The sequence below is a fragment of the Coprococcus sp. AM97-35 genome (genome assembly GCF_027697525.1).
Classification (GTDB): domain Bacteria; phylum Bacillota; class Clostridia; order Lachnospirales; family Lachnospiraceae; genus Allocoprococcus; species Allocoprococcus comes.
Genome location: NZ_JAQESL010000020.1, coordinates 23,906 through 50,017 on the forward strand (window position 1 = coordinate 23,906; position 26,112 = coordinate 50,017).

General features: G+C 44.6%; 23 protein-coding genes, 1 tRNA gene, 1 riboswitch and 1 other annotated feature. Of the genes, 5 read left to right on the top strand and 19 right to left on the bottom strand.

Translation table 11 applies throughout. The features are described from left to right. Positions 1-276: 276 nt before the first annotated feature. From PG840_RS12435 to ribD, 6 genes are all read right to left on the bottom strand, one after another. A tRNA-Trp gene (locus PG840_RS12435) sits at positions 277-347 on the bottom strand. Between the two features lie 124 nt (positions 348-471). Beyond that, entirely contained in the window at positions 472-1,470 is a 999-nt protein-coding gene (mgrA, locus tag PG840_RS12440; RefSeq protein ID WP_270613692.1) for an L-glyceraldehyde 3-phosphate reductase, read from the bottom strand. 167 nt (positions 1,471-1,637) lie between these two features. Further along, positions 1,638-2,111: a 6,7-dimethyl-8-ribityllumazine synthase gene (gene ribH, locus PG840_RS12445; RefSeq protein ID WP_008374369.1), complete on the bottom strand. Its 474-nt coding sequence runs from the start codon at positions 2,109-2,111 to the stop codon at positions 1,638-1,640. 59 nt (positions 2,112-2,170) lie between these two features. Next, entirely contained in the window at positions 2,171-3,391 is a 1,221-nt protein-coding gene (locus PG840_RS12450; protein ID WP_173824741.1) for a bifunctional 3,4-dihydroxy-2-butanone-4-phosphate synthase/GTP cyclohydrolase II, read from the bottom strand. An 85-nt stretch (positions 3,392-3,476) separates the two neighbouring features. Further along, positions 3,477-4,124, bottom strand: coding sequence for a riboflavin synthase (ribE, locus tag PG840_RS12455; RefSeq protein WP_117556885.1), 648 nt, complete (start codon positions 4,122-4,124; stop codon positions 3,477-3,479). Continuing rightward, positions 4,125-5,237, bottom strand: a complete 1,113-nt coding sequence (ribD, locus tag PG840_RS12460) for a bifunctional diaminohydroxyphosphoribosylaminopyrimidine deaminase/5-amino-6-(5-phosphoribosylamino)uracil reductase RibD (protein ID WP_008374365.1) — start codon at positions 5,235-5,237, stop codon at positions 4,125-4,127. Positions 5,238-5,568: 331 nt separating this feature from the next. Beyond that, a riboswitch (FMN riboswitch) is annotated at positions 5,569-5,683 on the bottom strand. A 178-nt stretch (positions 5,684-5,861) separates the two neighbouring features. On the opposite strand from ribD, the gene PG840_RS12465 reads away from it, so the two are divergent. Then, the gene (locus tag PG840_RS12465; RefSeq protein WP_270205490.1) at positions 5,862-7,136 is read left to right on the top strand and encodes an MATE family efflux transporter; all 1,275 of its coding nucleotides are present in this window, start codon (positions 5,862-5,864) and stop codon (positions 7,134-7,136) included. A 91-nt stretch (positions 7,137-7,227) separates the two neighbouring features. Further along, positions 7,228-7,851, top strand: a complete 624-nt coding sequence (locus PG840_RS12470) for a flavin reductase (RefSeq protein WP_195250574.1) — start codon at positions 7,228-7,230, stop codon at positions 7,849-7,851. Positions 7,852-7,950: 99 nt separating this feature from the next. Here the strand turns inward: PG840_RS12470 and PG840_RS12475 are convergent, their stop codons facing one another. The 10 genes from PG840_RS12475 to PG840_RS12520 form a co-directional block, all read right to left on the bottom strand. Then, entirely contained in the window at positions 7,951-9,129 is a 1,179-nt protein-coding gene (locus PG840_RS12475) for an iron-containing alcohol dehydrogenase (protein WP_270205489.1), read from the bottom strand. Between the two features lie 202 nt (positions 9,130-9,331). Continuing rightward, positions 9,332-10,114, bottom strand: a complete 783-nt coding sequence (gene trpA, locus PG840_RS12480) for a tryptophan synthase subunit alpha (RefSeq protein ID WP_195250575.1) — start codon at positions 10,112-10,114, stop codon at positions 9,332-9,334. Then, positions 10,107-11,291 (bottom strand): tryptophan synthase subunit beta, encoded by a 1,185-nt coding sequence (trpB, locus tag PG840_RS12485; RefSeq protein WP_195502382.1) that lies wholly within the window; start codon positions 11,289-11,291, stop codon positions 10,107-10,109. The genes trpA and trpB overlap by 8 nt, the downstream gene beginning before the upstream one ends. After that, positions 11,284-11,907 carry a phosphoribosylanthranilate isomerase gene (locus tag PG840_RS12490; protein ID WP_195502381.1) on the bottom strand — a complete coding sequence of 208 codons (624 nt, stop codon included), beginning with the start codon at positions 11,905-11,907 and terminating at the stop codon, positions 11,284-11,286. Before PG840_RS12490 ends, trpB begins: the two co-directional genes overlap by 8 nt. Next, complete coding sequence (gene trpC / locus PG840_RS12495) at positions 11,908-12,693, bottom strand: indole-3-glycerol phosphate synthase TrpC (RefSeq protein WP_195502380.1); 786 nt, start codon at positions 12,691-12,693, stop codon at positions 11,908-11,910. It lies immediately after the preceding gene. Between the two features lie 9 nt (positions 12,694-12,702). After that, a complete protein-coding gene (gene trpD / locus PG840_RS12500; protein WP_195502379.1) occupies positions 12,703-13,725 on the bottom strand; it encodes an anthranilate phosphoribosyltransferase in 1,023 nt (340 codons plus the stop codon). Between the two features lie 138 nt (positions 13,726-13,863). Beyond that, positions 13,864-14,430, bottom strand: coding sequence for an anthranilate synthase component II (locus tag PG840_RS12505; RefSeq protein ID WP_195502378.1), 567 nt, complete (start codon positions 14,428-14,430; stop codon positions 13,864-13,866). After that, on the bottom strand, positions 14,430-15,890 hold the full coding sequence (gene trpE / locus PG840_RS12510) for an anthranilate synthase component I (protein WP_195250588.1): 1,461 nt from the start codon (positions 15,888-15,890) through the stop codon (positions 14,430-14,432). The genes PG840_RS12505 and trpE overlap by 1 nt, the downstream gene beginning before the upstream one ends. 246 nt (positions 15,891-16,136) lie before the next feature. Beyond that, positions 16,137-16,394 (bottom strand) — a binding site (T-box leader). Between the two features lie 54 nt (positions 16,395-16,448). Continuing rightward, positions 16,449-18,509 (bottom strand): ATP-binding protein, encoded by a 2,061-nt coding sequence (locus tag PG840_RS12515; RefSeq protein WP_195250579.1) that lies wholly within the window; start codon positions 18,507-18,509, stop codon positions 16,449-16,451. A gap of 14 nt (positions 18,510-18,523) precedes the next feature. Then, entirely contained in the window at positions 18,524-19,405 is an 882-nt protein-coding gene (locus PG840_RS12520; protein ID WP_270613694.1) for a LysR family transcriptional regulator, read from the bottom strand. A 143-nt stretch (positions 19,406-19,548) separates the two neighbouring features. Between PG840_RS12520 and sdaAB the strand changes: the two genes are divergently transcribed. Continuing rightward, positions 19,549-20,217, top strand: coding sequence for an L-serine ammonia-lyase, iron-sulfur-dependent subunit beta (sdaAB, locus tag PG840_RS12525; RefSeq protein WP_008374350.1), 669 nt, complete (start codon positions 19,549-19,551; stop codon positions 20,215-20,217). 20 nt (positions 20,218-20,237) lie between these two features. Next, complete coding sequence (sdaAA, locus tag PG840_RS12530) at positions 20,238-21,107, top strand: L-serine ammonia-lyase, iron-sulfur-dependent, subunit alpha (RefSeq protein WP_117824148.1); 870 nt, start codon at positions 20,238-20,240, stop codon at positions 21,105-21,107. Between the two features lie 221 nt (positions 21,108-21,328). Here the strand turns inward: sdaAA and PG840_RS12535 are convergent, their stop codons facing one another. Continuing rightward, entirely contained in the window at positions 21,329-23,053 is a 1,725-nt protein-coding gene (locus PG840_RS12535; protein ID WP_270613695.1) for an ABC transporter ATP-binding protein, read from the bottom strand. Positions 23,054-23,282: 229 nt separating this feature from the next. Here PG840_RS12535 and PG840_RS12540 point away from each other — a divergent pair, with 229 nt between their 5' ends. Then, positions 23,283-24,311 carry a YeiH family protein gene (locus tag PG840_RS12540; protein WP_270613696.1) on the top strand — a complete coding sequence of 343 codons (1,029 nt, stop codon included), beginning with the start codon at positions 23,283-23,285 and terminating at the stop codon, positions 24,309-24,311. Between the two features lie 620 nt (positions 24,312-24,931). On the opposite strand, the gene PG840_RS12545 is transcribed toward PG840_RS12540, so the two are convergent. Beyond that, positions 24,932-25,393, bottom strand: coding sequence for an Hsp20/alpha crystallin family protein (locus tag PG840_RS12545; protein WP_008374342.1), 462 nt, complete (start codon positions 25,391-25,393; stop codon positions 24,932-24,934). Between the two features lie 105 nt (positions 25,394-25,498). Continuing rightward, positions 25,499-25,924, bottom strand: a complete 426-nt coding sequence (locus PG840_RS12550; RefSeq protein WP_008374340.1) for an Hsp20/alpha crystallin family protein — start codon at positions 25,922-25,924, stop codon at positions 25,499-25,501. Positions 25,925-26,112 lie beyond the last annotated feature (188 nt).

The following is a 26,112-nucleotide window of genomic DNA, read 5'->3' on the forward strand; positions in this document are numbered from 1 at the left end:
TTTTTACTTCTATTTTTTGACACTTTTTTTAGTTTGTAGCATTCGAGATTCTTTTTTGACGGATTTTGTGCTTTCGTACAGTTGAATTTTTGGCATTTTTTACAATTATTTTCTTTTATTTTTATGCACTATGTATAGTGACTATGTCGAATATGTATATGGTGGGATGGTTATTTTGTTTTTGGAAATGAAGAGTTGATTTGGACTTGCGCTATCACTATTCCGCACTTGATCCATTAGATATAAAAAAGGACTCAAACTGAGTCCTTCAAGTTACAGGGGATGACAGAATCGAACTGCCGCTAAGAGTTTTGGAGACTCCTGTCATACCATTTGACCAATCCCCTATATGAAATTGTTGATTGCTGAAGCAACCATGGACTATATTAACACAATGGCTGCTTCCTGTCAATCATTTATTCAATATTTTCTTTGCGTCCTTTGCAAATAATTTCTTCGCGCAGGTTTCACTTACAGATCGCCCCTGCTGATCTGATCGATCTTTTTCAGTTCTTCCCGGGTGAACTTCGTATTCTGCACAATCTCCACATTCTGAATGATCTGCTCCGGTCTGGACGCTCCGATCAGCACACTGGTCACATCCTCATCTTTCAGGATCCAGCTCAGTGCCATCTGTGCAAGAGACTGTCCTCTCTCACCTGCCATCTTGTTCAGAGCCTCGATCTGCGCAAGCTTTTCTTTCGTCAATGCATCGGCATGTAGAAATCTTCCATCCACCGCAATCCGGCTGTCTGACGGTATTCCGTGCAGATATTTATCTGTCAGAAGCCCCTGTGCCAGCGGACTAAATGCAATGATTCCTTTTCCCATCTGGTTCGCCGTCTTTTTCAAGCCGTTCTGTTCAATCGTCCGGTCAAAAATGGAATACCGGTTCTGGTTAATGACAAACGGACATTTCAGATCTTCCAGAATCTCCGCTGCACGTACCATTGTCGGACCATCATAGTTAGAAATTCCGACATAAAGTGCCTTCCCACTCTTTACGATGGAATCGAGTGCACCCATCGTTTCTTCCAGTGGGGTATTCGGATCCATTCTGTGATGATAGAAGATATCTACATAATCCAGCCCCATTCTCTTCAGGCTCTGGTCAAGGCTTGCGAGCAGATACTTCCTGCTTCCCCAGTTCCCGTAAGGTCCCGGCCACATATCATAGCCTGCCTTGGTACTGATGATCATCTCGTCCCTGTATGGTGCAAAGTCTTCTTTTAAAAGCTTCCCAAAATTCGTCTCAGCACTTCCGTATTCCGGTCCATAGTTATTCGCAAGATCGAAATGGGTGATTCCCAGATCAAATGCTGTCTTCAACATTGCCTTCATATTCTCCGGATCCGCATTGGTTCCAAAATTGTGCCAGAGTCCTAAAGAAACTGCCGGCAGCAAAAGCCCGCTTTTCCCACAACGGTTATATACCATGATATCATATCTCTCAGATGATGCTGTATACATAATTCATTTTCTCCTTCATTATCTCTGAATTGAAACTTTACTATTTCTTTTACAGATTTCTCTTATCAGATATGATACCTTTTTCCTGCATAAATGTCCAGTAAATCCCGGCATCTGCCCTTTTTCTGCCGGAAAACGGGATTCTTTTTGTAACCGTCAGCCGAAAATTACATCTGTCTCAGAAGATTTACCATTTCGATTGCAGAAAGTGCACAGTCATATCCCTTATTTCCGCCTTTACTTCCGGCTCTTGAAATTGCCTGCTCGATATTTTCAGTCGTGATCACACCAAATAATACCGGCACTCCGGTTGCAAGTCCGACCTGTGCGATCCCTTTGGATACCTCATTGCAGACATAATCATAATGCGTCGTGTCTCCACGGATCACTGCTCCCACACAGATCACCGCATCATACTTTCCGGATGCCGCCATTTTAGAAGCTGCTGTCGGAATCTCAAATGCTCCAGGTACCCATGCTGCCGTTATGTTTTCATCTTCCACGCCATGGCGTACCAGCCCGTCTACCGCACCACCAAGTAGTTTATTGACAATAATCTCATTAAATCTTGAAGCAACAATTCCTACTTTCATTCCCTCTGGTGCTACTACTTTTCCTTCTAATACGTTGATCTGTCTCATGTTTTTTCCTCCTGTAATTAAAATGTTTATTCTATATATAAATACTGTTTATTCTCTTTTTACTGAAATTTGATTTCTTTAAAGATATGTCCCATCTTTTCCTGCTTCGTCTTCATATAAAATGCATCAAATTTCTGCGGTGCTATTTCAATCGGTACTCTCTCATGGATTGCAAGCCCGAAACCGGAAAGTCCATATACCTTCTCCGGATTATTAGTAAGAAGCCTGAGTGATTTTACTCCCAGATCTGATAAAATCTGAGCCCCTACCCAGTATTCCCTGAGATCCGGTGCAAATCCCAGACGGATGTTGGCTTCCACGGTATCGTATCCCTGTTCCTGAAGTTCATACGCTTTCAGCTTGTTGATCAGACCGATTCCCCTTCCCTCCTGTCGCATATACAGAAGAACTCCTCTTCCTTCTCTCTCAATCTGCTTCATCGCCGACTGCAGCTGTTTTCCACAATCGCACCGGAGAGATCCGAAAGTATCGCCGGTCAGGCACTCGGAATGTACACGGCACAGAACGTCTTCCCCATCACCAATCTCACCTTTCACCAGTGCCACATGATGTTCACCGGTAATGTCATTCACATACCCATAGATCTGAAATTCTCCATACTGGGTTGGCATCTTTGCACATGCTTCCCGCACGACATGTTTTTCATGGATTCTGCAGTAATCCTGCAGATCTTTAATCGTAATAAATTTCAGGTCGTACTTCTTCGCCAGCTTCCAGAGATTCTCTGTCCGCATCATCGTTCCGTCCTCTTCCATGATCTCACAGCAGATTCCACATTCTTTCAGTCCGGCAAGACGCATCAGATCAACCGTTGCCTCGGTATGACCATTTCTTACCAGCACACCTCCATGCCTTGCCACCAGTGGAAATACATGCCCCGGTCTTCGAAGGTCCTGTGGTTTTGTTCCTTCTTCTGTCAGGCTACGCATGGTATATCCGCGCTCTGCTGCTGAAATTCCCGTTGTCGTATCCACATGGTCAACGGATACCGTAAATGCAGTCGAATGGTTATCTGTATTTTCAGAAACCATCTGTGGCAGCCCAAGCTGTCCGGCCAGCGCTGCACTCATCGGTGTGCAGATCAGCCCTTTCGCATGGCATGCCATAAAATTGATATTCTCCTGGGTTGCAAATTCCGCCGCGCAGATCATATCCCCTTCATTTTCCCGGTCCGGATCATCCGTTACCAGAACGATCCTTCCCTGGCGTAATTCTTCAAGTGCCTCTTCTACGCTATTGTATTGATACTGTTTCTCCATTTGTTACTTCCTCCTGTCCGATCATAACTCATTTTTATCCTGTTCTTCTTTGTACTCTCCATTTCAATCCCGGAATTTCTTCGCATCAAATTCCATACTCCTCTAATAATTCCATGGTAAGTCCTCCACATTTTCCAGCCGGTTCCGATGGTGTAAGAAACTTTTTAATATACTTCCCTACAATATCATTTTCCAGATTCACCCTGTCCCCAGCTTTTTTCTTCAGCAGCGTGGTTTCCTCTCCGGTATGAGGAATGACTGATACCTGAAAGCTTTTTTCATTTACTTCTGCCACTGTCAGACTGATTCCATCAATACAGATTGAACCTTTTTCTACGATCAGTTCCAGAATCTCCGGCGTTGTCCGGATTTTTACCCATACTGCATTTTCTTCCTTTCTGAGTTCTTCAATCATTCCGGTCCCATCAATATGCCCTGCAACGATATGTCCGCCGAATCTGCCATCTGCCGCCATCGCGCGTTCCAGATTCACTTTTTCACCGATCTTTGTGTCACCGAGGTTGGTTCTTCGCACCGTCTCCGCCATCACATCTGCGGTAAATCCATCTTTTTCCAGGGAAACCACCGTCAGGCAGACACCATTTACCGCAATACTGTCTCCGATCCTGGTTCCACCGAGTACTTTTTTTGCCCGAATCGCAATCTTCCCGGATGATCCAGAAAGTCGGAGTGACCGGATGGATCCGGTTTCTTCTACAATTCCTGTAAACATTTACATTTCCTCCAAAACCTTATACTCTGCCAGAATATCTTCTCCAACCTGCGAGATTCTCATAAGCTGTAGCTTGATGGCATCGTCTACTTTCTCAACTCCAAAGCCTTCCACCGGAGTCTTGCCGCCTCTTCCGCCAAAAATTTTCGGTGCGATAAAAGCTTTCACCTCATTTACAATACCGGATTGCAGGGCATCCTCATTTAAAGTTCCACCGCCTTCAATAAGTACACTGTCAATTCCCAGCTCTCCAAGCTTTCTCATCAGAAGCTGCAGATTGATCTCCCCTTTTTCCGAAGGAACGCTGAGAAGCACGACTCCAAGCTTTTCCAGACTGTGTTTTTTCTCTTCTAAACAAATCGCATTCCCCTTTTCACCGGCATATGCAACGATCGTCCGGTATCTCCCTGCTGTCTGGCAGATCTGACTGTCCAGTGGGATCCTGAGCATACTGTCACAGATAATTCTGACCGGACTTTTCTTTCCCTCCAGACGCACATTCAGCATCGGATCATCTGCCAGAACCGTTCCGATTCCTGCCATGATCGCCATATAGTCATGGCGCATCTCATGTACCAGACTTCTTGCTTCCTCACCGGATATCCATTTTGATGCTCCTGTTTTTGTCGCAATCTTTCCGTCTGCCGTCATTGCGTATTTCATCACCACATAGGGCAGCCCTGTTGTGATATAGTGGAAAAAGACCGGATTTAACGCATCACATTCTTCGCGCAGGAAATCCTCTTCCACCCGGACGCCTGCCTCGCGTAAAATCTTTGCTCCTTTGCCGGACACTTTCGGATTCGGATCTCTCGATCCAATCACAACCCGTGCGATCTTCTGTTCCAGAATCGCTTCCGTACATGGTGGTGTCTTCCCATAATGGCAGCACGGCTCCAGCGTCACATAAAGTGTTGCTCCCTCGGCGCTTTCTGTCAGGGATGCGATTGCGTTCCGTTCTGCATGAAGCTCACCACATTTTTCGTGATATCCTTCCCCGATAATGCTTCCGTCCTTTACGATCACGGCACCAACCATCGGGTTTGGATTTGTCCATCCACGTCCTTTTTTTGCCAGTTCAATTGCACGGCGCATGTAAAATTCATCTGTCATTTTTTCTCCTTTCTCATCTCTCCCGGAAAAACCCCCGGGAAATGTACTTTACTGAACGGTTTAGATCTATCGGATAATTTTCCTGTGAAAATGTTTTTTCCACTTAACCGGAAGTTCCTGTGAAATACGAAAACCCTGACAGCTTTTTTCCTGTCAGGGTTTTCTTTTATTGGTTGTATTTCTGTAGATCCTGCCGTATCTGCAGGAGACCTTCTATCCTGAAAACTTTATTTCCCGGTATAGAAAAAACGCTCTGAAACGATTCACGTTCCAGAGCGTTTTACTTTCTTTATTCCTGTAGATATGATAGAGAATCTTTCTATCAGCAACGATTCAACTTCTTCCATCCAGACTTTACTGTCGGCACTGGAATCTCACCAGTTCATACCTTACGGCTCGCGGGCTTTACCGCCGGTGGGGAATTTCGCCCCGCCCTGAAGCATTATTTGGTTTTACAAACCTTACTATAGCACGGTAACGCAGTAATTGCAAGATTATTTTTTCGACAAACCAGTATGTTTATGCTATTCTTATATGGAGATATCAGAGTCCGCTTATTACCAGGCTGGTACAGATGGTTATTTCATTTAATCTGGCTTTAAGAAAGATGAGGAATTCAAAAACATGTTTCATAAATTTTTAAAATACATTTCCCAGAGTATTTCCGGAATGATCGGTGTCTCCGTCTACATTCTGGCAGATACCTTTTTTATCTCTTACAAATGCGGTGCAGATGGACTTGCTGCCCTGAATCTGATCCTGCCGGTGTTCGGTCTGGTCTTCGCAATCGGTTCGATGATCGGAATCGGCTCCGCCACACGATACAATATCAGCACAGCCAAAGGTTCACCTTCGGACTACTATTTTACCCAGTCCATCTTCTGGTGTCTCATATGCAGCATTCCTTTTATGCTCACCGGAATCTTCATTCCGCATAAAGCACTTGCACTTTTAGGAGCAGATGCCGGGCTCATCCGGCTTGGACGTAATTATATGCGTATCGTCCTGCTCTTTACCCCGTTTTTTATGTCAAACTATACCTTCACGGCATTTGCGAGGAATGACCATGCGACCTCTATCGCCATGATCGGTTCCATTTCCGGAAGCTTCTTTAATATTTTATTTGACTATATTTTCATGTTCCCTTTGAATCTTGGATTTCTGGGGGCTGCACTTGCAACCGCTCTTTCACCGGTTGTGACGATGCTGGTATGTTCGACACATTATCTTGGAAAGAATAACCATGTAGAGTTTCACTGGCGCAAGCCCTCTCTTCGCCGGATCATCGGATGCTGCCAGCTTGGTGTTTCTGCATTTTTTGCTGAAATTTCTTCCGCTGTCATTACGATTATATTTAACATGCTGATCCTGCGCATTGCGGGAAATATCGGGATCGCAGCCTACGGCGTAGTTGCAAATATTTCACTGGTCGCAATGGCGATCCTAAACGGACTTGCCCAGGGTGCACAGCCGCTGATCAGCCAGAGTTACGGAAAAGGTGAACATGATCTAGTCCGTAAATTTCTCAACTGGTCTCTTGCTGCAGCACTTCTAATCGAGCTTGTGATCGTTGTACTGATCTACGGATTTACGGATACCTTTATCAGTATCTTTAACAGCGAACATAATCTCCAGCTGCTTGCTTACGCCCATACTGGTCTTAGGCTTTATTTCCTGGGCTTTTTAGCCGCCGGTATCAATATTGTGCTGGTTGCCTATTTTTCCGCAATCGACCGGGCACTTCCTGCCGTCCTTGGTTCTGTTATGCGCGGCATTATCGCAATTGCTTTCTGTGCGATTCTGTTCTCACAGCTTCTGGGGCTGAATGGAATCTGGCTTTCTTTCTTAGGATCGGAAATCATCACATTTTTTGTGATTCTGATTTTCCGGAAATCTTGATTTTGTAATTGACAATTTTTCTTTTATCATGTATTCTTTAATTATAGTAATGATTCTTATTATTGAGTTTAAAAGTCAGGAGGAATGTCATATGGATAAAAAAGCACTTTACAATTTATCTTATGGAGTATTTATGCTTGCAACACGCTCTGGGAATGTAGTAAACGGATGTATTACCAACACCTGCATCCAGGTTGCGAATAATCCGGTACGAATCGCAATCTCTGTGCTGAATAGCAACTATACCTGTGATCTGATCAAAGAGAGCGGCATTTTTACGTTAAGCCTGCTTGACCAGACCTGCTCTTTTGAAACGATCCGGCATTTCGGTTTCCAGTCCGGCAGAGATGTTGATAAATTCGCAAATATCACTGCACCTGCAGATGAAAATGCAGTTCCTTACCTCGGATGGCAGACATGTTCTGTTCTCAGCGCAAAAGTAGTTTCCAGTCAGGATCTTGGAACACACACCCTTTTTATTGCTGAAGTAACCGATGCGAAACTTTTAAGTGACAATCCGCCTCTGACTTACGCAGATTATCAGGCACATGTAAAGCCAAAACCAGAACAGAAAAAAGAGGATAAGAAGATTATCGGATGGCGCTGTAAGATCTGCAATTATGTATACGAAGGAAGCAATCTTCCGGAAGAATTCACCTGCCCGCTCTGTGGACACGGCGCAGATGATTTCGAACCCATTTATGAAAATGCATAGCCTGTTAGAAAATAGACGTTTCAAAAAGAGGGAGTGTATGACTTGAGTTTAAGTCACGCACTCCCTCTTCCAAATTTCCTGTTTTCCGATATTCCTTTTCTAAAACACCATCAGTTTATAAATATTTTCCACATCTTTCTGATCGAGAGTTGCAAATCCTTCCACTGTACCTGTATTTACATCTCCATAACAGCAGATATGTGCCAGCTTTTCAATATCTTCTTCTTTGGCTCCAAGCTCTGCAAAATTCTTTGGCATTCCAATCGAAATTAAAAAGTTTCGAAGTGCCTCAATTCCTTCCCGTGCCGTTCTCTTTGGATCTGTAAAATCCATCTGACAGCCCCAGACACGGACTGCAGCCTGTGCAAAACGCATCACATTGTGTTCCAGAGTATAAGTAAATACAGCCGGCATAACAACCGCAAGTCCTGCACCATGCGCGCAGTCATATAATGCAGATAATTCGTGCTCGATGTTATGGCTTGTCCAGTCCTGTGTACGTCCTACTCCGCAGGAATTGTTGTGCGCCATCATACCTGCCCACATGATATTTGCTCTTGCCTGATAATTATCCGGATCTGCAATGACTCTCGGTCCTTCATGGATCATCGTCAGAAGAAGTCCTTCGATCATACGGTCTGTCACCTCTACTTCTTCGGTATTGGTCAGATAACGCTCATACAGATGTGCCATAATATCCGTAATTCCGCAAGCTGTCTGATATGCCGGAAGTGTCTGTGTAAGTGTCGGGTTCATGATCGTGAATTTCGGACGGAATGCTTCTCCGGTTGCCCCTCTTTTGAACATTCCTTCTTCTTTTGTAATAACAGAGTCCGGTGATCCTTCGCTTCCTGCTGCTGAAATCGTAATAACTGTTCCGATCGGAAGTGCTTCTTCGACAAGCTTTCCTTCATAATAATCCCAGAAATCTCCATCGTAAACCGCACCTGCCGCAATCGCCTTTGCGGAATCAATGGTACTTCCGCCTCCGACTGCAAGTACAAAGTCTACTTTTTCTTTCCGGCACAGATCAATTCCTTCATATACAAGACCACTTCTCGGATTTGGCTTTACGCCTCCTAATTCTACATAAGAAATTCCTTCCCCATCCAGAGATTTTTTAACACGGTCCAAAAGTCCGGAACGAATGACAGAACCTCCGCCATAATGGAGCAGTACACGGTTGCCGCCAAAACGTTTTACATACTTTCCGGTATCATTTTCAGTATCCTTACCAAAAGCAAAATAAGTCGGTGCATAAAATGTGAAATTTTCCATCTTTTATTTCCTTCTTTCCTCTTATGATTTTCTGCTAATTTTTAGTATAAATCCTTTTTTGGGCCTTCGCAAGATGACGTAGAAAATATTATTCTCTCCCTGCTCTTCGGATAAATTTTCATAATACATCCAAGCCAAAATCAGTATTTTCCCATATGCACACAAAATGGCTGCCACCCGGACAGCCATTTCCCATATCTCTTTATTTTCCGGCTTCTTCTACAGCCGCTTTCATTTTCTTCACATACTCAGCCACATACGGCACACAATCCTCACCATACTTTGCAACGATCTTCACGATTGCCGATCCCACGATCGCACCATCGGAAAGGGATGCCATCTCCTTTGCCTGCTCCGGCTCGGCAATTCCAAAACCTACCGCGCAAGGGATATCTGTCACTTCTCTTACCTTCTCGATCATATCACCGATATTGGTTGTAATCTGCTTTCTTACTCCGGTAACACCAAGTGAAGACACGCAATAGAGAAATCCTTCCGCTTCTTTTGCAATCATTTTGATTCTTTCATGGGAAGTCGGCGCGATCAACGATACCAGTTCGATCCCATATTCCTTACATACTCCTGAAAGCTCTCCCTTTTCCTCGAACGGAACATCCGGTACGATCACGCCTGCCATACCGCATTCCACACATCGCTGCATGAACTTCTCTTTTCCGTAAGTAAAAATTGGATTGACATAAGTCATAAATACCATCGGAATATGGATCTCATCCTTTACTTCTTTTATCGCATCAAATAATTTGTCCAGAGTACAGCCCGCTGAAAGTGCCCGTTCGTCTGCCTCCTGGATCACCGGTCCTTCTGCGATCGGATCAGAAAATGGGATTCCGACCTCGATCAGGTCTGCTCCTGCCTCCTGCATTGCAAGGATCAGTTTTTTCGTCACATCCAGGGACGGATCCCCTCCTGTGATAAATGGGATAAATGCTTTTTTATTTTCAAATGCTTCGCTTATCTTATTCATAGATTTCCACTCCTCTGTATCTTGCAATTGCCGCTACGTCTTTGTCTCCACGTCCGGATACGGTTACAACGATGATCTTGTCCTTGTCCATAGTCGGTGCCAGCTTCATTGCATAGGCGATCGCATGTGCACTTTCTACTGCCGGGATGATTCCCTCTGTTCTTGACAGATATTCAAATGCATTTACCGCTTCCTCGTCGGTGATCGGCACATACTCCGCTCTGCCTTCAGCTGCAAGCATTGCATGCTCCGGTCCGATTCCCGGATAATCCAGTCCTGCTGAAATCGAGTAAACCGGTGCGATCTGTCCGTCTTTGTTCTGGCAGAACAGAGATTTCATACCATGGAAAATTCCAGTTGTACCATTTGCGATCGTTGCCGCATTTTTCTCAGTATCCACACCAAGTCCTGCTGCCTCACATCCGATGAGCCGGACTTCCTTATCCGGAATAAATTCGTAAAATGTTCCCATCGCATTGCTTCCGCCTCCGACACAGGCAATCACTGCATCCGGAAGACGTCCTTCTTTTTCCAGCATCTGCGCTTTGATCTCTTCTCCGATGACCTTCTGGAAATCACGGACGATCATTGGAAATGGATGTGGTCCCATAACAGAACCTAATACATAAAGAGTATCATCCATACGGTTTGCCCATTCCCTCATAGTTTCGTTGACCGCATCTTTGAGCGTCATGGTTCCGCTTGTAACTGCGTGTACCTTTGCTCCAAGAAGTTCCATACGATAGACATTCAGTGCCTGACGGTCCGTATCCTCTTTTCCCATAAAGATTTCACATTCCATATCCATCAGTGCTGCAGCTGTCGCTGTTGCCACGCCGTGCTGTCCGGCTCCGGTCTCTGCAATGACACGGGTTTTTCCCATTTTCTTTGCAAGAAGCACCTGACCTAAAACGTTGTTGATCTTATGTGCACCGGTATGGTTCAGATCTTCACGTTTCAGATAAATCTTTGCTCCGCCAAGATCTCTGGTCATCTTCTTTGCCTCATATAAAAGTGACGGGCGACCTGCATAGTTCTTTAACAGATCATCCAATTCCCGGTTAAATTCCGGATCATTTTTATATTTCTCGTAGGCTTCTTCTACCTCATGCACCGCATTCATCAGTGTTTCCGGCACATACTGTCCGCCGTATTCTCCATATCTTCCTTTACTCATGATTTCGTACCCTTTCTATGAATTCCTCTATTTTTGTTTCATCCTTCACGCCATCCGTTTCGACTGCGCTGCTCACATCCACCGCAAACGGATTGCATCTGGAAATATTTTCGTTTACATTTTCTGCATCCAGACCACCTGCAAGAAAATATGGCTTTGTAAGCTTTGGGATCAGTGCTTTGTCAAAACTGATTCCACTGCCACCATATTGCCCTTTTACATAAGTATCCAGAAGCAGATAATCCACATCCAGCTTTTCTGCCTCCAGAATCTGCTCTTTGGACTGCACCCGCACCGCCTTGATAAGCGGAGTATCCGGCAGGTTCTTCCTGATCTCTTCTATATAACATTCATCCTCATTCCCGTGAAGCTGCACCAGCTGAATGATCCCTTCCCGGCAAAATTCTGTGACATTTGGGATCGGTTCATTTACAAAAACTCCGACTGCCGGAATATCCGGATCCAGTGCTTCATGTAGTTTCCCCGCCTGTTTTTTGTCAATTTTTCTCTTGCTTTCAGCAAATACAAACCCGACAAAATCCGGCTTCAGGCGATTCACGATCCCGATGTCTTCCGGTCTTTTCAGACCACATATTTTAATTTTAGTTTTTCCCATTTATAAGCTTCCACCATTCAGTTTTTCAAGCGCCGCTTTCTTATCCGGGCTTCTCATCAGTGTCTCACCGATCAGTACCCCGCTCACTTTCGCCTCGCGCAGTTTTTCAATATCTTCCGCTGTCTTTATCCCACTTTCTGCCACAAAAAGTACATTTTCCGGTGCCAGACCACGGAGCCGGATGCTGTTACCGATATCCACGGTGAAATCCTTCAGATTCCGGTTATTTACACCGATTACCCTTGCTCCTGCTTCAATCGCTGACTGCATTTCTTCTTCATCATGGACTTCCACCAATGCGGAAAGGCCAAGCCGGTCCGCAACTTTTATGTATCTTTTCAGTGTCTCGGTATCCAGAAGTGCGCAGATCAAAAGCACCACTGAAGCCCCCAGTGTCTTTGCCTCATAGATCATATACTCATCAATGGTAAAATCCTTTCTGAGCACCGGGATCGATACATTTTCCGTAATTTCTTTCAGATAAGCATCCTTCCCCTGAAAATATTTTGGCTCTGTCAGACAGGAAATCGCGGCTGCCCCTGCTTTTTCATACTCCCTCGCAATCTCCAGATACGGGAAATCCTGCGCGATCACACCTTTTGACGGGGACGCTTTTTTCACCTCACAGATATAATGGATCCCCGGCTCTGCAAGTGCTTTTTCAAATGGGAATCCGGTATTGGCATCCATCGCCATTGCCCTTCTGCAGATTTCCGAATACGGAACCTTTCTTTTTGCTTTTTCCACACGCAGCTTCGTATCTGCTGCAATCTTTTCTAAAATCATTGCCCTCTCCTATTTTGCTGCGACTGCTTTTGTTGCCTCACGGAACTCTTCGTACTTCTTAAGTGCTGCTCCGCTCTCGATCAGTTCTTTTGTTTTCTCCACGCCTTCGGCAAGCGTGATTCCGTCAATTCCAAGGTAAAGTGCCATACCTGCATTCATCAGAACCACATCTCTCTTTGCCCCAGTCTCTTTTCCGGTCAAAATATCCATCGTGATCTGTGCATTTTCTTCCGGTGTTCCTCCGATCAGATCGGCAAGCGGGCATCTGGACAGCCCGAACTGTTCCGGTGTGATCGTATAAGAAGTAATTTCTCCAAAACGGATTTCGTGTACATCCGTTTCTCCGGTGAGTGTAATTTCATCCAGCCCGTCCTCGCCACAAACGGCAACGCCCCTGGTTACACCCAGGTTGGAAAGTACCTCTGCCATCGTTCCCGCAAGCTCTTTATCATATACACCGAGAAGCTGCATGGTTGCCGCTGCCGGATTGGAAAGAGGTCCGAGAATGTTGAATACCGTTCTCACTCCTAGCTCCTTTCTGACCGGTGCCGCATATTTCATCGAAGAGTGGTAAACCGGTGCAAACATGAAGCAGATACCAGTCTCGTTTAATACTTTTTCATTCTGCTCCGCAGTAAGTGCAACTTCCACGCCAAGCTTTTCAAGAACATCAGCCGCTCCGCTCCGGCTGGACACGCTGCGGTTTCCATGCTTTGCAACCGGCACGCCGCCTGCTGCCACTACAAATGCAGAGGTTGTGGAAATGTTGAAGGTTCCCACCTGGTCTCCGCCCGTTCCGACGATATCAATGACTTCCCTCTCCGGTTTGATCTTCACACCCTTTTCACGCATCACTTCTGCAAATGCGGTGATCTCATCAATGGTCTCACCCTGCATGGAAAGTGCCATCAAAAGACCTCCCATCTGCGCCTGCGTTGCAGTACCATCCATCATTTCTTCCATGACACCTCTTGCCTCTTCGTATGTAAGATCTTCTTTTCTTGTTAACTTTGCAATTGCTTCTCTGATCATATTTTTCCTCCATCTTGTCTGCCTTGTTGTCTCTGCTGTTTTATGTAAAATGTATTTTATTAAATTTTCACGTGTACCTGAAATCCTTACTTCTTCTTTCTGTTCGATACCATATGATCCGGGCAACACCTTTCCTCTCTACAGCCCCAGGAAATTCTCCAGAATCTTCCTTCCCTTCGGTGTCAGAATCGATTCCGGATGAAACTGTAATCCGTACACCGGATACTCTTTGTGCTGGACTGCCATCACTTCTCCGTCATCTGCAGTAGCTATCACTTTTAAAGTTCTCGGTATCTTTTCGGTATCTGCCGCCAGAGAATGGTATCTTGCCGCATCGATTTCTTCCGGCATTCCCTGAAAGATCGGACTTGCTGTGTCAATTTTTACGTTGCTTTTTTTACCATGCATCAATTCCTTTGCATGGATGATCTCACCGCCGTAGGCTTCGCAGATTGCCTGATGCCCAAGGCAGACTCCCATGATCGGAAACTTGCCCTGCAGCTTCTGTACCACTTCTTCACACACACCGGCATCCTTTGGATATCCCGGTCCCGGAGATAAGATGATCTTATCCGGATGCAGATTCTCAATTTCTTCTACCGTAAGCTCATCATTTCGGATGACCTTAATATCCGGGTTGATACTTCCTGCCATCTGCACCAGATTGTAGGAAAAGCTGTCGTAATTATCAATTAAAAGAATCATTATTCCAGTACCTCCTTTGCTGCCTTGATCGCATTCATCACAGCTGCTGCTTTGTTTGCTGATTCCTGGTATTCATTTTCCGGAATACTGTCGGCTACAATTCCGCCGCCCGCCTGTACATAGACTCTTCCGTCTTTCTTGACTGCCATCCGGATCGCAATACAGGTATCCATATTGCCGGTGAAATCCAGGTATCCGAGTGCACCTCCGTAAACACCTCTCTCTTCGCTTTCCAGCTCCTCGATGATCTCGCATGCACGGATCTTTGGCGCACCGGAAAGAGTTCCTGCCGGAAGTACAGACTCGATCGCGCTGAGTGCATCACAGTCATCCCGGATATCTCCTTCCACCTGTGAGCAGATGTGCATGATCTTTGAATACTTGTGGATCATCATATATTTCGTAACTTCCACCGAATCGAATTTGGAAATCCGCCCCAGATCATTTCTTCCAAGATCTACCAGCATGTTATGCTCGGAAAGCTCTTTTTCATCGGAAAGAAGATCTGCTTCCAGTTCCTGATCCTCTTCTTCTGTCAGTCCTCTTGGTCTGGATCCTGCTACCGGGAATGTGGTAAGCCTGCCATTTTCCAGCCGGACAAGCGTCTCCGGCGAGGTACTCATGATCTCTTCGTCATCAATCTTCATGTAAACCATGTACGGAGACGGGTTCGTGGTTCTGAGTACCCGGTAAGGATTGATCAGACTTCCCTCATACGGGCTGGAAAACTGTCTGGAAATGACTGCCTGGAAAATATCTCCGTCCACGATATACTCTTTTGTCTTTTCAACCAGCTTACAATACTCTTCTTTACTGACATTGCAGGTAAAATCAATCTTACTTTTTGACACCGGGATATCTGCTGTCTGCTGGCTTCGGATCAGGTTTGCCAGATCCTGGATCTGTGCGGTTGCCTTTCCATAATTCTCCATCACCTTATCTGTTTTCATATTGACGATAATGCTGATCTTCTGTTTCAGGTGGTCATAGGCAATGACCTTATCGAAAAGCATCATATCATAGTCATTGAAGGTTCCTTTTTTGATCTTCAGCTTCGGCTCTGCGTATCCGATCATCGCATAAGCAAAATATCCGACAAATCCTCCGGCAAATGGTGGCAGTCCGGCAAGCCGCGGCGCTTTATAATCTTTCAGGATCTCCCGCAGCACTTCAAGCGGTTTGTCTGTCACTTTTTCCGTTTCTTCGCCGTCCTTTTCTATCGTTACTTTTCCACAACTGCATTTTACACGCATCACCGGATCAAACCCAAGGAAAGAATAACGTCCCCACTTTTCGCCTCCCTCTACACTCTCCAGCAGATAATAGCGTTTGCTGACTGCTGCGAGCTTCCGTAGAAGTGTGATCGGTGTAATAACATCTGCGTAGATTTCACGGCAAACCGGAATGATGTCATAATCCGGTGCCATTTTTAAAATTTCATCACAATCTGGGTACATGATTCTTTCCTCCTGAATTTTCGTTGTTGTTTTTATGTTGAGTAAGCTTGTTATTGAATGATTTACACCGGGCGTGCGTCTTTACACACCTCGATTTCGCTACGCTGCATCTCGGTCGTGTGAATACTGCTTATACGTCCTGTAAAGAATCATTCTTTGTGCGAGCACAAAAATGATTCTTTTTCGGACGTGCACGTCCTCTTTGTAGCACGCAAAAAGAGCCTTCGTCCTCGTATAAGTTTTCACTTATACAGGGACAAAAGCTCTTGAAATTCTACTTCTGCGGTACCACCCTTATTGCCGGTCTGCGCCGACCTCTCAACTGCGTACTGACATACACATCTCCTTGGTAACGGGCGAGCATCCCGTCAGCGTCTACTCCTGCTCTGCAGTTTCAAGCTGCCCTCACAAGTCCATTCGGTAAAAACTCTTACTACTGCCTTCCCACCACCGGCAGCTCTCTGGAAATAAATATCTTTACTTACTCCTCTTGTTCATCGGTTTATCGCTTTAATTGGTTACATTATATGCTGATATTTTCCATTTGTCAACTGATTTTTTTTATTTATTTTTGCAAAATTCCGCAATTGTCTCAATTACTTTGTTCATCTGAAATGGCTTCGGCAGATGTGCATTCATTCCTGCTTCCATACATCTTCTGGCATCCTCTTCAAATGCATTCGCCGTCATTGCAATGATCGGAATATCTTTTGCATCCTGCCGGTTCATCGTGCGAATCCTTTTCGTTGCAGTGATTCCATCCATGTTTGGCATCATGATATCCATCAGGATCGCATCAAAAGTTCCCGGTTCACTTCCGACAAATGCATCGACCGCCTGCTGTCCATCCTTCACCAGAGTAATGTGAGCGCCTTCATCCTTCAGCAATACCTCTGCAATCTCCGCATTCAGCTCATTGTCTTCCGCAAGCAGAAGACTGAGTCCAGAGATACTCAGTGTCTCCTCTTCCGGAAGGCTCTCCACCTTTTTCTTTTCCTGCGCCACCTCAAAAGGAAGCGTGATGATAAATGTACTGCCCTTTCCCTCTGTACTGCTCACTTCGATTGTACCATTCATTTTGTGGACAAGTGTATTGACAATTGCCATTCCAAGTCCGGTCCCGTTATAAACACTTCTTGCGTCCGTATGTTCCTGCGCAAACGGTTCAAAGATATGCTTCAAGAATTCCTGGCTCATCCCTCTTCCCGTATCTGAAATGATCCATCGATAGGTGACAATTCCATCCTTCAACCCTAAATTTTCCAGACGGATCTTTACTTTTCCACCAACCTGATTATATTTCACACAGTTCCCATACACATTCAGGAAAAGCTGACGGACATGTAATGCACTCGCATACACATACGGGAACTCTACCTTATCCGATGTTCTGTCATACTCTATGTTAACACCTGCTTCTGCTGCACGTTGCTCCATGATCGTCAGAATATCCCGCGATAACTCATTTAAATTTACCACCTCATGTGCCAGAACCATCTCTCCACTTTCCAGTTTGCTCATCTGCAGCACATCATTAATCAGTGCCAGAAGATGATTGGCTGCTACCAGCATTTTCTCCCGGTTTTTATCTACCTGTTCTCTATCGTCCGGATGCTTCGCGTCAATCTTAAGTAAACCGATAATTCCATTTAACGGTGTCCTTATATCGTGGCTCATCCGGGAAAGGAATCCTGTCTTCGCAGTGTTCGCCGCCTTCGCTTCCTCTGCCGACTTTTTGATTTTTTCTGCGTAACGCGCCTCTTTATAACTCCGCATTCTACGTTGCCAGTACAGCATCGCGATCAGGACCGCAAGGAGTGCACTTAACAGACTGTTCAGCCAAAGCTGTGATTTGGAATACCATCCTTCTTTCGGGCATATTTCAAAATACCAGGTATCATTCGGAACCTCACATACGACTTCCAGGGCATTATCCATCACCGGTTCCTCGCATTGCGCAATCGTGAGCTTTTTACCTGTGACAGGATTCTTTTTCCATACCTGATAATGATAAGATGCTTCCTCCAGCTTTTCCAGCTCAACCTCATCTATAAATTTCTCCCAGTCAATAACCAGAATCGTAAATCCCCAGAATTCTTCCTGCCCGTTTTCTCCTTTCACATAGACCGGATCGAATAATAATGCGCCATCTCCGCCCTGCACCAGCTGAAACGGACCTGCGATCGTATATTCTCCACTGTTTTTTGCGATTGTTGCACTTGTCTTCCGATCCGGGTCAGTAAGCATGTCCAGTCCCATTGCTTCTTCATTCCCACTCAGCGGATACACAGACGATACGGTGCCGCCTTTTGCCAGTTCGATCACATCGATCACATCATCATCGGCCATCATAAACCCGGAAAGCTCCGTAAAATGTTCATCGGATATCGTACTTTCGGACTCAATGATCTGTTTCAGCAGATCGGATTTTGACAGATATTTATTAATCTGCGCCTCTATTCTCCGGACTGTAGCCTCCGCTGTATACGTCGCTTTTAGTTTTTCTTCATTTATACGGTTCATTATCTGCAAATGCACCGCACAGTTTATCCCGATAAACATAACAATAAATACCAGTATTGTCTTGTTCCGGATTCTCCCAGTATATTTTTTCTTATCCATAGCTGTATTTTCTCTTAGTTGTCCTCCAGAGCAAACTCTGTAAATTTCTCCATCTCTTTTGTTTTAAACTTGTTTTTATGATAGAAAATCTGACGATACATCGTAATTTCTATATCTTTCACATCCAAAAGTGTGAGTTTCTTTTTCTCAATATCATCTTCCACTGCAAAACGTGGCAGGAATGAAACGCCTCCCCCATACATCAGCATTTTTTTGATAAATGCAGTATCACTGATCTCCAGCATCGGAGAAAGCTCTTTTCTTCTTAACGCCAGCTGACCATCAAGTGCCTGCCTGTAATTGGCATTGCGCTCTGTAAGATAAAAAGACTCTTTCAGCAGATTATCAAGCAATAAATTTCTTTCTTTTGCCAGCCGGTGACTGACTGATGTCACAAACATAACTGGTTCTGCCTTCTCCATCACCTTAATCCAGTTGCTGTCCCATCTTGGTGTATCCAGAATATAGATCATATCCAGTTCATTATGTTCCATCATCTGGATCAGCTTTTCCGGAGAATCTACCGTGATCCGGATAGAAACCCTGGGATACTGTTCCCTGAATTTCCTTATGATCTTTGGAAATTTCACCGTACACAGAGACTCGATCGTCCCAATGTGAAGTGGGTTTTTCAATTCATCCGTATCATTCATGGATGCTTTCGCCTGATGAACATCATAAAGGATCCGGTTGGCATGCTCCAGAAATTCTTCCCCCTGCGGGGTAAGCACCACTTTCTTTCCTGTCCTGTCGAACAGCCTTTTCCCAAGTTCGTTTTCCAGCTGGCGGATCTGAACCGTCACTGCCGACTGCGAATACCCCAGCATCTCTGCCGTTCTGGAAAAGCTCTGCATCTGCGCGATCTGTATAAAAGTCTGTAATTGACGTAATTCCATCTTCTGACTCCATTATGAAAATTTTTCAACATCTTCATAAAATCTATGAATTTGTTTCACTCATAAGTTGATGGTACAATATAACTAATAAGACGTCAATCCTTTTTACGTGCGTGAAACAATTATTTTACAGGAGGTTTACTATGTCCTTTATCAGTGTTTTTGATGTCATGGGACCGAATATGATCGGACCATCCAGCTCCCATACTGCTGGAGCTGCCAGAATCGCTCTGCTTGCAAGAAAGCTTCTCACCGGTTCTCTTAAAAAAGTAGAATTTACCCTTTATGGATCTTTTGCCAAAACCTATCATGGTCATGGTACGGACCGTGCTCTTCTCGGCGGTATTATGGGATTTGCCACCGATGACGTGCGCATCCGCGATTCCTTCCAGATCGCGACAGACAACGGAATCGAATATTCTTTCATTCCGAACAACGTAGAAACCGACGTACACCCGAATACCGTCGATATCCTGATGGTAAATGAAGAAGGGCAGGAGATGACGATCCGCGGAGAATCTCTCGGTGGCGGAAAAGCCCGCCTGTGCCGGATCAATGGTGTGGAGGTCGATTTTACCGGAGAATACAGCTCGATCGTCGTCGTCCAGAAAGATGCACCGGGCGTTGTTGCTTACATTACCAAATGCCTCAGTGAGCTTGGAATCAATATCGCATTCATGCGTCTGTTCCGCGAATCCAAAGGAAATACCGCTTATACCATCGTAGAATCCGATGATCTGGTACCGGAAGATATCGCAGATACAATCAGAAGAAACAAAAATGTATACAACGTTATGGTTGTTCAGATGTAATTGGAAGGAGAATACAGATTATGGATTTTAGAAATGCAAAAGAATTATTAAAAGTCTGTCAGGAACAAGACCTTTCAATTTCTGCTGTGATGCTTCAGAGAGAGCTCACAGAGGGAGAACAGGATCCGGAAGAGACAGACCGCAAAATGGATCGTGTTCTTGAGATCATGAAATCAGCCGCTTCTACTCCGATCCATACCCCGGTCAAATCCATGGGTGGACTGATCGGTGGCGAAGCAAAAAAGATCTCAGATCACAAAGATACCGGAAAAGGTCTTTGCGGAGATCTTCTGGAAAGAGCTGTCATTTACGCGATGGCAACTCTGGAAACCAATGCTTCCATGGGTGTGATCGTAGCTTCCCCGACTGCCGGATCTGCCGGTATCGTTCCGGGACTTCTGCTTGCCCTCCAGGAAACCTATGATCTTTCCGATGAACAGATCAAGCAGGGACTTTATAATGCCAGCGCAATCGGTTATCTTGCTATGCGCAATGCAACTGTCGCCGGAGCAGTCGGTGGATGTCAGGCAGAAGTCGGAATCGCATCTGCAATGGCGGCATCTGCAACCGTTGAACTGATGGGCGGATCCCCGGAACAATCCCTTGCTGCAGCATCCACTGTTCTTATGAATATGCTCGGTCTGGTCTGCGATCCGGTCGGCGGGCTGGTCGAATATCCTTGCCAGAACCGTAATGCTGCCGGTGTGGCAAATGCAACGATCGCTGCAGAGATCGCCCTTTCCGGGGTACGCCAGCTGATTCCATTCGATGAAATGCTGGAAGCGGTGTACACTGTAGGAAAGCGTCTTCCGGCAGAGCTTCGGGAGACAGCTCTCGGCGGATGCGCAACGACACCGTCTGCATGCGCAGCCTGCCATATGTGTGATTAAGCTGTGTAATGTTTTGCAAATATAGACCAGCACACACTGCTTACAATTTTACGATATAAAAAGCTTCTTTTTCAGAAACGGCCCTCCTGTTTTTCTGAAAAGAAGCTTTTTTGTTTACTTATTTTGATTTCCTCACTTACTCATGTTTTTGAGGATTGCGAGAGTGCAAAGCACGTAGCAATCTGGTATCAAAGGTGTCAAAATACCTTTTGACACCAACATCATGACATCTCATAATAATGCGCATAAATTCCACCCTGCTCAAGCAATTCATCATGATTTCCCCGTTCAGCGATTCCATTATTTGCAACCACAAGAATCTCATCCGCATTGCGGATCGTAGAAAGCCGGTGTGCGATCGTGATCGTGGTCCGGTTCTTCGCAAGCTCTTCCAGGCTCTGCTGGATCCAGCGCTCACTCTCATTGTCAAGCGCACTGGTCGCCTCGTCCAGAATCAATATCGGCGGATTCTTAAGAAATACTCTTGCAATCGAAATCCTCTGCTTCTGTCCACCCGACAGACGGGTTCCTCGTTCTCCTACAAAGCTTTCATATCCATCCGGCAGGGACATGATAAATTCATGGATATTTGCCTTCTTCGCCGCATCGATAATTTCTTCCATCGATGCCCCCGGTTTTCCATAAGCAATATTTTCCCTGATTGATCCACAGAACAGATAGACATCCTGCTGTACCAGCCCGATCTGACTTCTCAGACTTTCCAGTGTCAGCTTTCTTACATCCTGCCCGTCGATTGTGATCACACCTCCGGTCACATCATAAAATCTTGGAAGCAGGGAACAGATTGTCGTCTTTCCACTTCCCGACGGTCCCACAAGGGCAATGGATCTGCCAGCCGGGATCTTAAAAGATACCCGATCCAGTACCGGCGTATCATCATCGCTATAATGGAAAGAAACATTTTTATATTCCACTTCACCCTTTACATTTTCAAGTGGCTCTGCATCCGGTGCATTTACAATCTCCGGCTCCGTCTCCACAACATCCAGAAAGCGCCGGAAACCGGAAAGACCTTTCTGCATCATCTCGGTAAGCTCCACAAGAATCTGGATCGGGCTGATAAAAATTCCGATGTATAGCGCATACATGGCAAGATCGGCAGCTTCCATTTTCCCATGTGCGATCAGCCATCCGCCGAACACTAATGTGATCAGATACATCATTCCCTGGAAGAAAAGATTGCCACTCATAAAGCTTCCCATACAATGATAGTTTGCATCCTTGGATACCAGAAATCCTTCATTGCTTTTCTTGAATTTCTCCCGTTCAATCTTTTCATTTGCAAACGACTGCACCACACGGATTCCCGCAAGCGTATCCTGCAGACTGGAATTGACATCCCCGATCTTTCTCCGGTTGTCCATAAAAGTCTCCTGCATCTGACGGTTCTGCTTATAAGAAAAGATCAGCATAAATACAACCATCACAAGCAGCGGAATCGCCAGTCTCCAGTTAATAAGAAACAAAAATGTAAACGAACCAACGATTTTAATTACGGATATAAATAAATTCTCCGGTCCATGGTGCGCAAACTCGGAAATATCAAACAGATCCGATACCAGCTTACTCATCATCTGTCCGGAATTATTCTGGTCATAATAAGAAAAAGAAAGTCTCTCATAATGATCAAATAACTTCTGGCGCATATCCCGTTCCATATGTGCCCCCATCATATGGCCCTGATAACTGACATAATATTTACAAAATGTCTGTATGATATACATCACAAGCAAAGCCAGTCCGATCGGCAGAAGTGCTCCAAGGATCTGTGATGGATCCTCTGTAAATAAAGTCTTTGTCAGTGTTCTTAAAATCTGTGGAAATGCAAGATCCACCAGACTGATGATCGCCGCACAGATCAGATCCAGAAAGAATACTGTCCTGTACGGCGCATAATATTTTACAAATTTTTTCAGTGTATGCATCACTTTCTTTTGTGCAATGTCCGGATTCCCCGTTTTATCACACTTTACCTCCTTATCCCCAAAATCATATATTGTTATTATATCGGGAATCTTTCGTTATTTCCACCTTATTCTCAAATTACTTTGGGAATTTTCCTTCCTTCATCTTTTTATTCTGCTGTTTTTATGCTATGATAGGACAGATCGTTATGAGAGTAACTTATTTATTTCACTTGAAAGGGGTATTTCTATGAATTTTATAACAAAAAGCTGGAAAGGCATCTTACTTTGTCTGGTCATCGCCGTTCCATGCTGGTTCCTCGGACAGACATTTCCGATCATCGGCGGACCGGTATTCGGTATCCTTGCCGGAATGATCATCACTTTATTATTAAAAGACAAATCCATGTTTCAGGACGGTATTACTTTTGTGTCAAAGAAGGTTCTTCAGTACGCAGTAATCCTTCTCGGTTTCGGACTGAATCTCTCCGTGATTCTGGAAACCGGAAAACAGTCACTGCCAATTATCGTAACGACAATTTCAACGTCCCTGATCATTGCATATCTGTTACATAAAGTTATGCATGTACCGGGAAATATTTCCACACTGGTCGGTGTCGGATCTTCCATCTGCGGAGGCTCTGCAATTGCCGCAACAGCACCGGTCATTGATGCGGATGATGAAGAAGTTGCACAGGCAATCTCTGTTATCTTCTTTTTCAACATGCTCGCCGCACTGTTCTTCCCGTCACTTGGTGCACTGCTTGGATTTTCAACCAAAAGCGGGGAAGCCTTCGGTATCTTTGCCGGAACTGCGATCAACGATACCTCTTCCGTAACTGCAGCGGCTTCCACCTGGGATTCGCTCTACGCCCTCGGTTCTGCCACACTGGATAAGGCAGTTACGGTCAAACTTACCAGAACGCTCGCGATCATCCCGATCACACTGGTTCTCGCATTTATCCGGACACGCAACTCCAAAGCCGAAGGAAAGAAAGTGGAATTTAAAAAGATTTTCCCGATGTTCATCCTCTACTTTGTTTTCGCTTCCGTGATCACAACGATCGCAACTTCAGCCGGCGTATCCGCAGATGTATTTACTCCGCTGAAGACACTCAGCAAGTTCTTCATCGTCCTCGCCATGAGTGCAGTCGGTCTGAATACAAATATCATCAAGCTGATCAAAACCGGCGGCAAGCCACTCGCTCTTGGTTTCTGCTGTTGGATTGGTATCACGATCGCCAGTCTTTCCATGCAGCATGTGCTTGGAATCTGGTAAATGAAAATCTTTCTCATACTTCAAAAGCCTTGCATAAAGCAGGGCTTTTTCTATAATACAGCTTGCCGATGCCAGCAAGCTGTTTCTCTTATTATCCTTATATCTTATACAATTACTTCCAAAATCCTTTTCCCTTGATACTCCAAGTTCTGGATTCCGCGCTTCTTATTTTTATTAAAAATTGAAACTTAACAAATATCCCCTGTCCTGTTTATAGTATTCCAGATATTCAAACAGCTGCTCTCTCTACTTCTATATTTTTTCTGCCGACTGCATTACTTGCACATTAGAATGTCCATAAAAGGGAATGTCCATGCCATAACACTAAACATTCCCTTTCTCATGGTTGATTTTTCATTATCTGTAATTCTCCGATTCCCACATTCGAAAACTCTCTCAGATTTTATTTTTCGATTCACCACTACTACACAGCTTTTCTGATGGATATTTCTCCCTTTTTCCACATCTCAAAATACAGATCAAATCCTAACTTCATTATACTATCCAGACTTTCTCAAATTTCCATTTATATAGATGGCAAAAAGGGCAGCATACAGGATTTTGCTCCTGTATGCTGCCCTCATCATATGGTGTATTTGAAAGTTTTTAACGTGTTGTCATTATCCTTCGATACTGATATATTTCTTCTCTTCTACTGCTGGTTTTACTTCTTTCTTCGGGACAAAGAGTTTCAGGATACCATGCTTAAACTCAGCCTTGATATCTTCTTCCGTGATATCTTCACCTACATAATAACTTCTCTGGCAGGCTCCTGCGTAACGTTCACGACGGATGTACTTACCAGTTTCTTTCTCCTGCTCATCCTGATCCAGTCCTTTGGCAGCGCTGACTGTCAGATATCCGTCATTCAGTTCTGCTGTAACTTCATCTTTCTTGAATCCCGGAAGATCGATCTCCAGTTCATAACCATCTTTTTTCTCTTTGATATCTGTCTTCATCAGATTGCCTGCATGATGTCCATACAGTTTTCTCTGGATCTTACGATCTGCTTTATCATCATAAAATGGAAAATCAAAGAAATCATCAAATAAGTTATCATTAAAAATACTAGGCATTAACATAAGTCGTTCCTCCTTATAAATCTATCTGAATTTAGCTAACTTTCTTTTTAAGCGGCTGCCTCATCTGGCAGCCTTGTAACCGGACGCTTACAATCCGCATTCTGATTATCCCTCAATGGAAATGTATTTCTTCTGTTCTACAGCAGGTTTTGCTGCTTCTTTCGGTACGAACAGTTTCAATGTACCGTCTTCAAATTTGGCTTTGATGTCTTCCTGTTTGACACCGTCGCCTACATAAAAGCTTCTGCTGCAGGATCCACTGTAACGTTCACGGCGGATGTACTTGCCATCTTCAGCTTTTTCATCTTTCTTCGTGTTCGTCTCAGCACTGACTGTCAGATAACCATCTTTCAGTTCTGCTTTTACATCTTCTTTTTTAACTCCAGGCATGTTCATCGTTACTTCATAGCCTTTATCGGTATCTTTTACATCCGTTGTCATAAGTCCGGATTCACTGTAATCATATCCTCCAAATGGTTCTCCAAAGAAATCATCCAATAAGTTCTCTCCAAAAATACTAGGCATTAACATAAGTCATATCTCCTTTCAAAAGACATTTATTAATTTATTTAGCACATTCGGATTTACTCTGAAGTGTTGTTGTCATCTCAAACACCGGTCGGTGGAATCTTTATTATCTCTTTTTGTTCCCCTTCCTTTGTTCTAGTTGTAATATAACACTTATTATTAGCACTGTCAATAGGTGAGTGCTAATTATT

Bases quoted from the DNA above. Each gene is read 5' to 3' on its own strand.
- PG840_RS12465 (WP_270205490.1), top strand. From the start codon at position 5,862: ATGTTTCATAAATTTTTAAAATACATTTCCCAGAGTATTTCCGGAATG.
- PG840_RS12550 (WP_008374340.1), bottom strand. From the start codon at position 25,924: ATGTTAATGCCTAGTATTTTTGGAGAGAACTTATTGGATGATTTCTTT.
- trpB (WP_195502382.1), bottom strand. From the start codon at position 11,291: ATGAGTAAAGGAAGATATGGAGAATACGGCGGACAGTATGTGCCGGAA.
- ribE (WP_117556885.1), bottom strand. From the start codon at position 4,124: ATGTTTACAGGAATTGTAGAAGAAACCGGATCCATCCGGTCACTCCGA.
- PG840_RS12450 (WP_173824741.1), bottom strand. From the start codon at position 3,391: ATGGAGAAACAGTATCAATACAATAGCGTAGAAGAGGCACTTGAAGAA.
- PG840_RS12540 (WP_270613696.1), top strand. From the start codon at position 23,283: ATGAATTTTATAACAAAAAGCTGGAAAGGCATCTTACTTTGTCTGGTC.
- PG840_RS12475 (WP_270205489.1), bottom strand. From the start codon at position 9,129: ATGGAAAATTTCACATTTTATGCACCGACTTATTTTGCTTTTGGTAAG.
- PG840_RS12470 (WP_195250574.1), top strand. From the start codon at position 7,228: ATGGATAAAAAAGCACTTTACAATTTATCTTATGGAGTATTTATGCTT.
- PG840_RS12490 (WP_195502381.1), bottom strand. From the start codon at position 11,907: ATGGGAAAAACTAAAATTAAAATATGTGGTCTGAAAAGACCGGAAGAC.
- ribH (WP_008374369.1), bottom strand. From the start codon at position 2,111: ATGAGACAGATCAACGTATTAGAAGGAAAAGTAGTAGCACCAGAGGGA.
- PG840_RS12505 (WP_195502378.1), bottom strand. From the start codon at position 14,430: ATGATTCTTTTAATTGATAATTACGACAGCTTTTCCTACAATCTGGTG.
- sdaAB (WP_008374350.1), top strand. From the start codon at position 19,549: ATGTCCTTTATCAGTGTTTTTGATGTCATGGGACCGAATATGATCGGA.
- ribD (WP_008374365.1), bottom strand. From the start codon at position 5,237: ATGACAGATGAATTTTACATGCGCCGTGCAATTGAACTGGCAAAAAAA.
- sdaAA (WP_117824148.1), top strand. From the start codon at position 20,238: ATGGATTTTAGAAATGCAAAAGAATTATTAAAAGTCTGTCAGGAACAA.
- PG840_RS12535 (WP_270613695.1), bottom strand. From the start codon at position 23,053: ATGCATACACTGAAAAAATTTGTAAAATATTATGCGCCGTACAGGACA.
- trpC (WP_195502380.1), bottom strand. From the start codon at position 12,693: ATGATTTTAGAAAAGATTGCAGCAGATACGAAGCTGCGTGTGGAAAAA.
- mgrA (WP_270613692.1), bottom strand. From the start codon at position 1,470: ATGTATACAGCATCATCTGAGAGATATGATATCATGGTATATAACCGT.
- PG840_RS12545 (WP_008374342.1), bottom strand. From the start codon at position 25,393: ATGTTAATGCCTAGTATTTTTAATGATAACTTATTTGATGATTTCTTT.
- PG840_RS12520 (WP_270613694.1), bottom strand. From the start codon at position 19,405: ATGGAATTACGTCAATTACAGACTTTTATACAGATCGCGCAGATGCAG.
- PG840_RS12515 (WP_195250579.1), bottom strand. From the start codon at position 18,509: ATGGATAAGAAAAAATATACTGGGAGAATCCGGAACAAGACAATACTG.
- trpD (WP_195502379.1), bottom strand. From the start codon at position 13,725: ATGATCAGAGAAGCAATTGCAAAGTTAACAAGAAAAGAAGATCTTACA.
- trpA (WP_195250575.1), bottom strand. From the start codon at position 10,114: ATGAATAAGATAAGCGAAGCATTTGAAAATAAAAAAGCATTTATCCCA.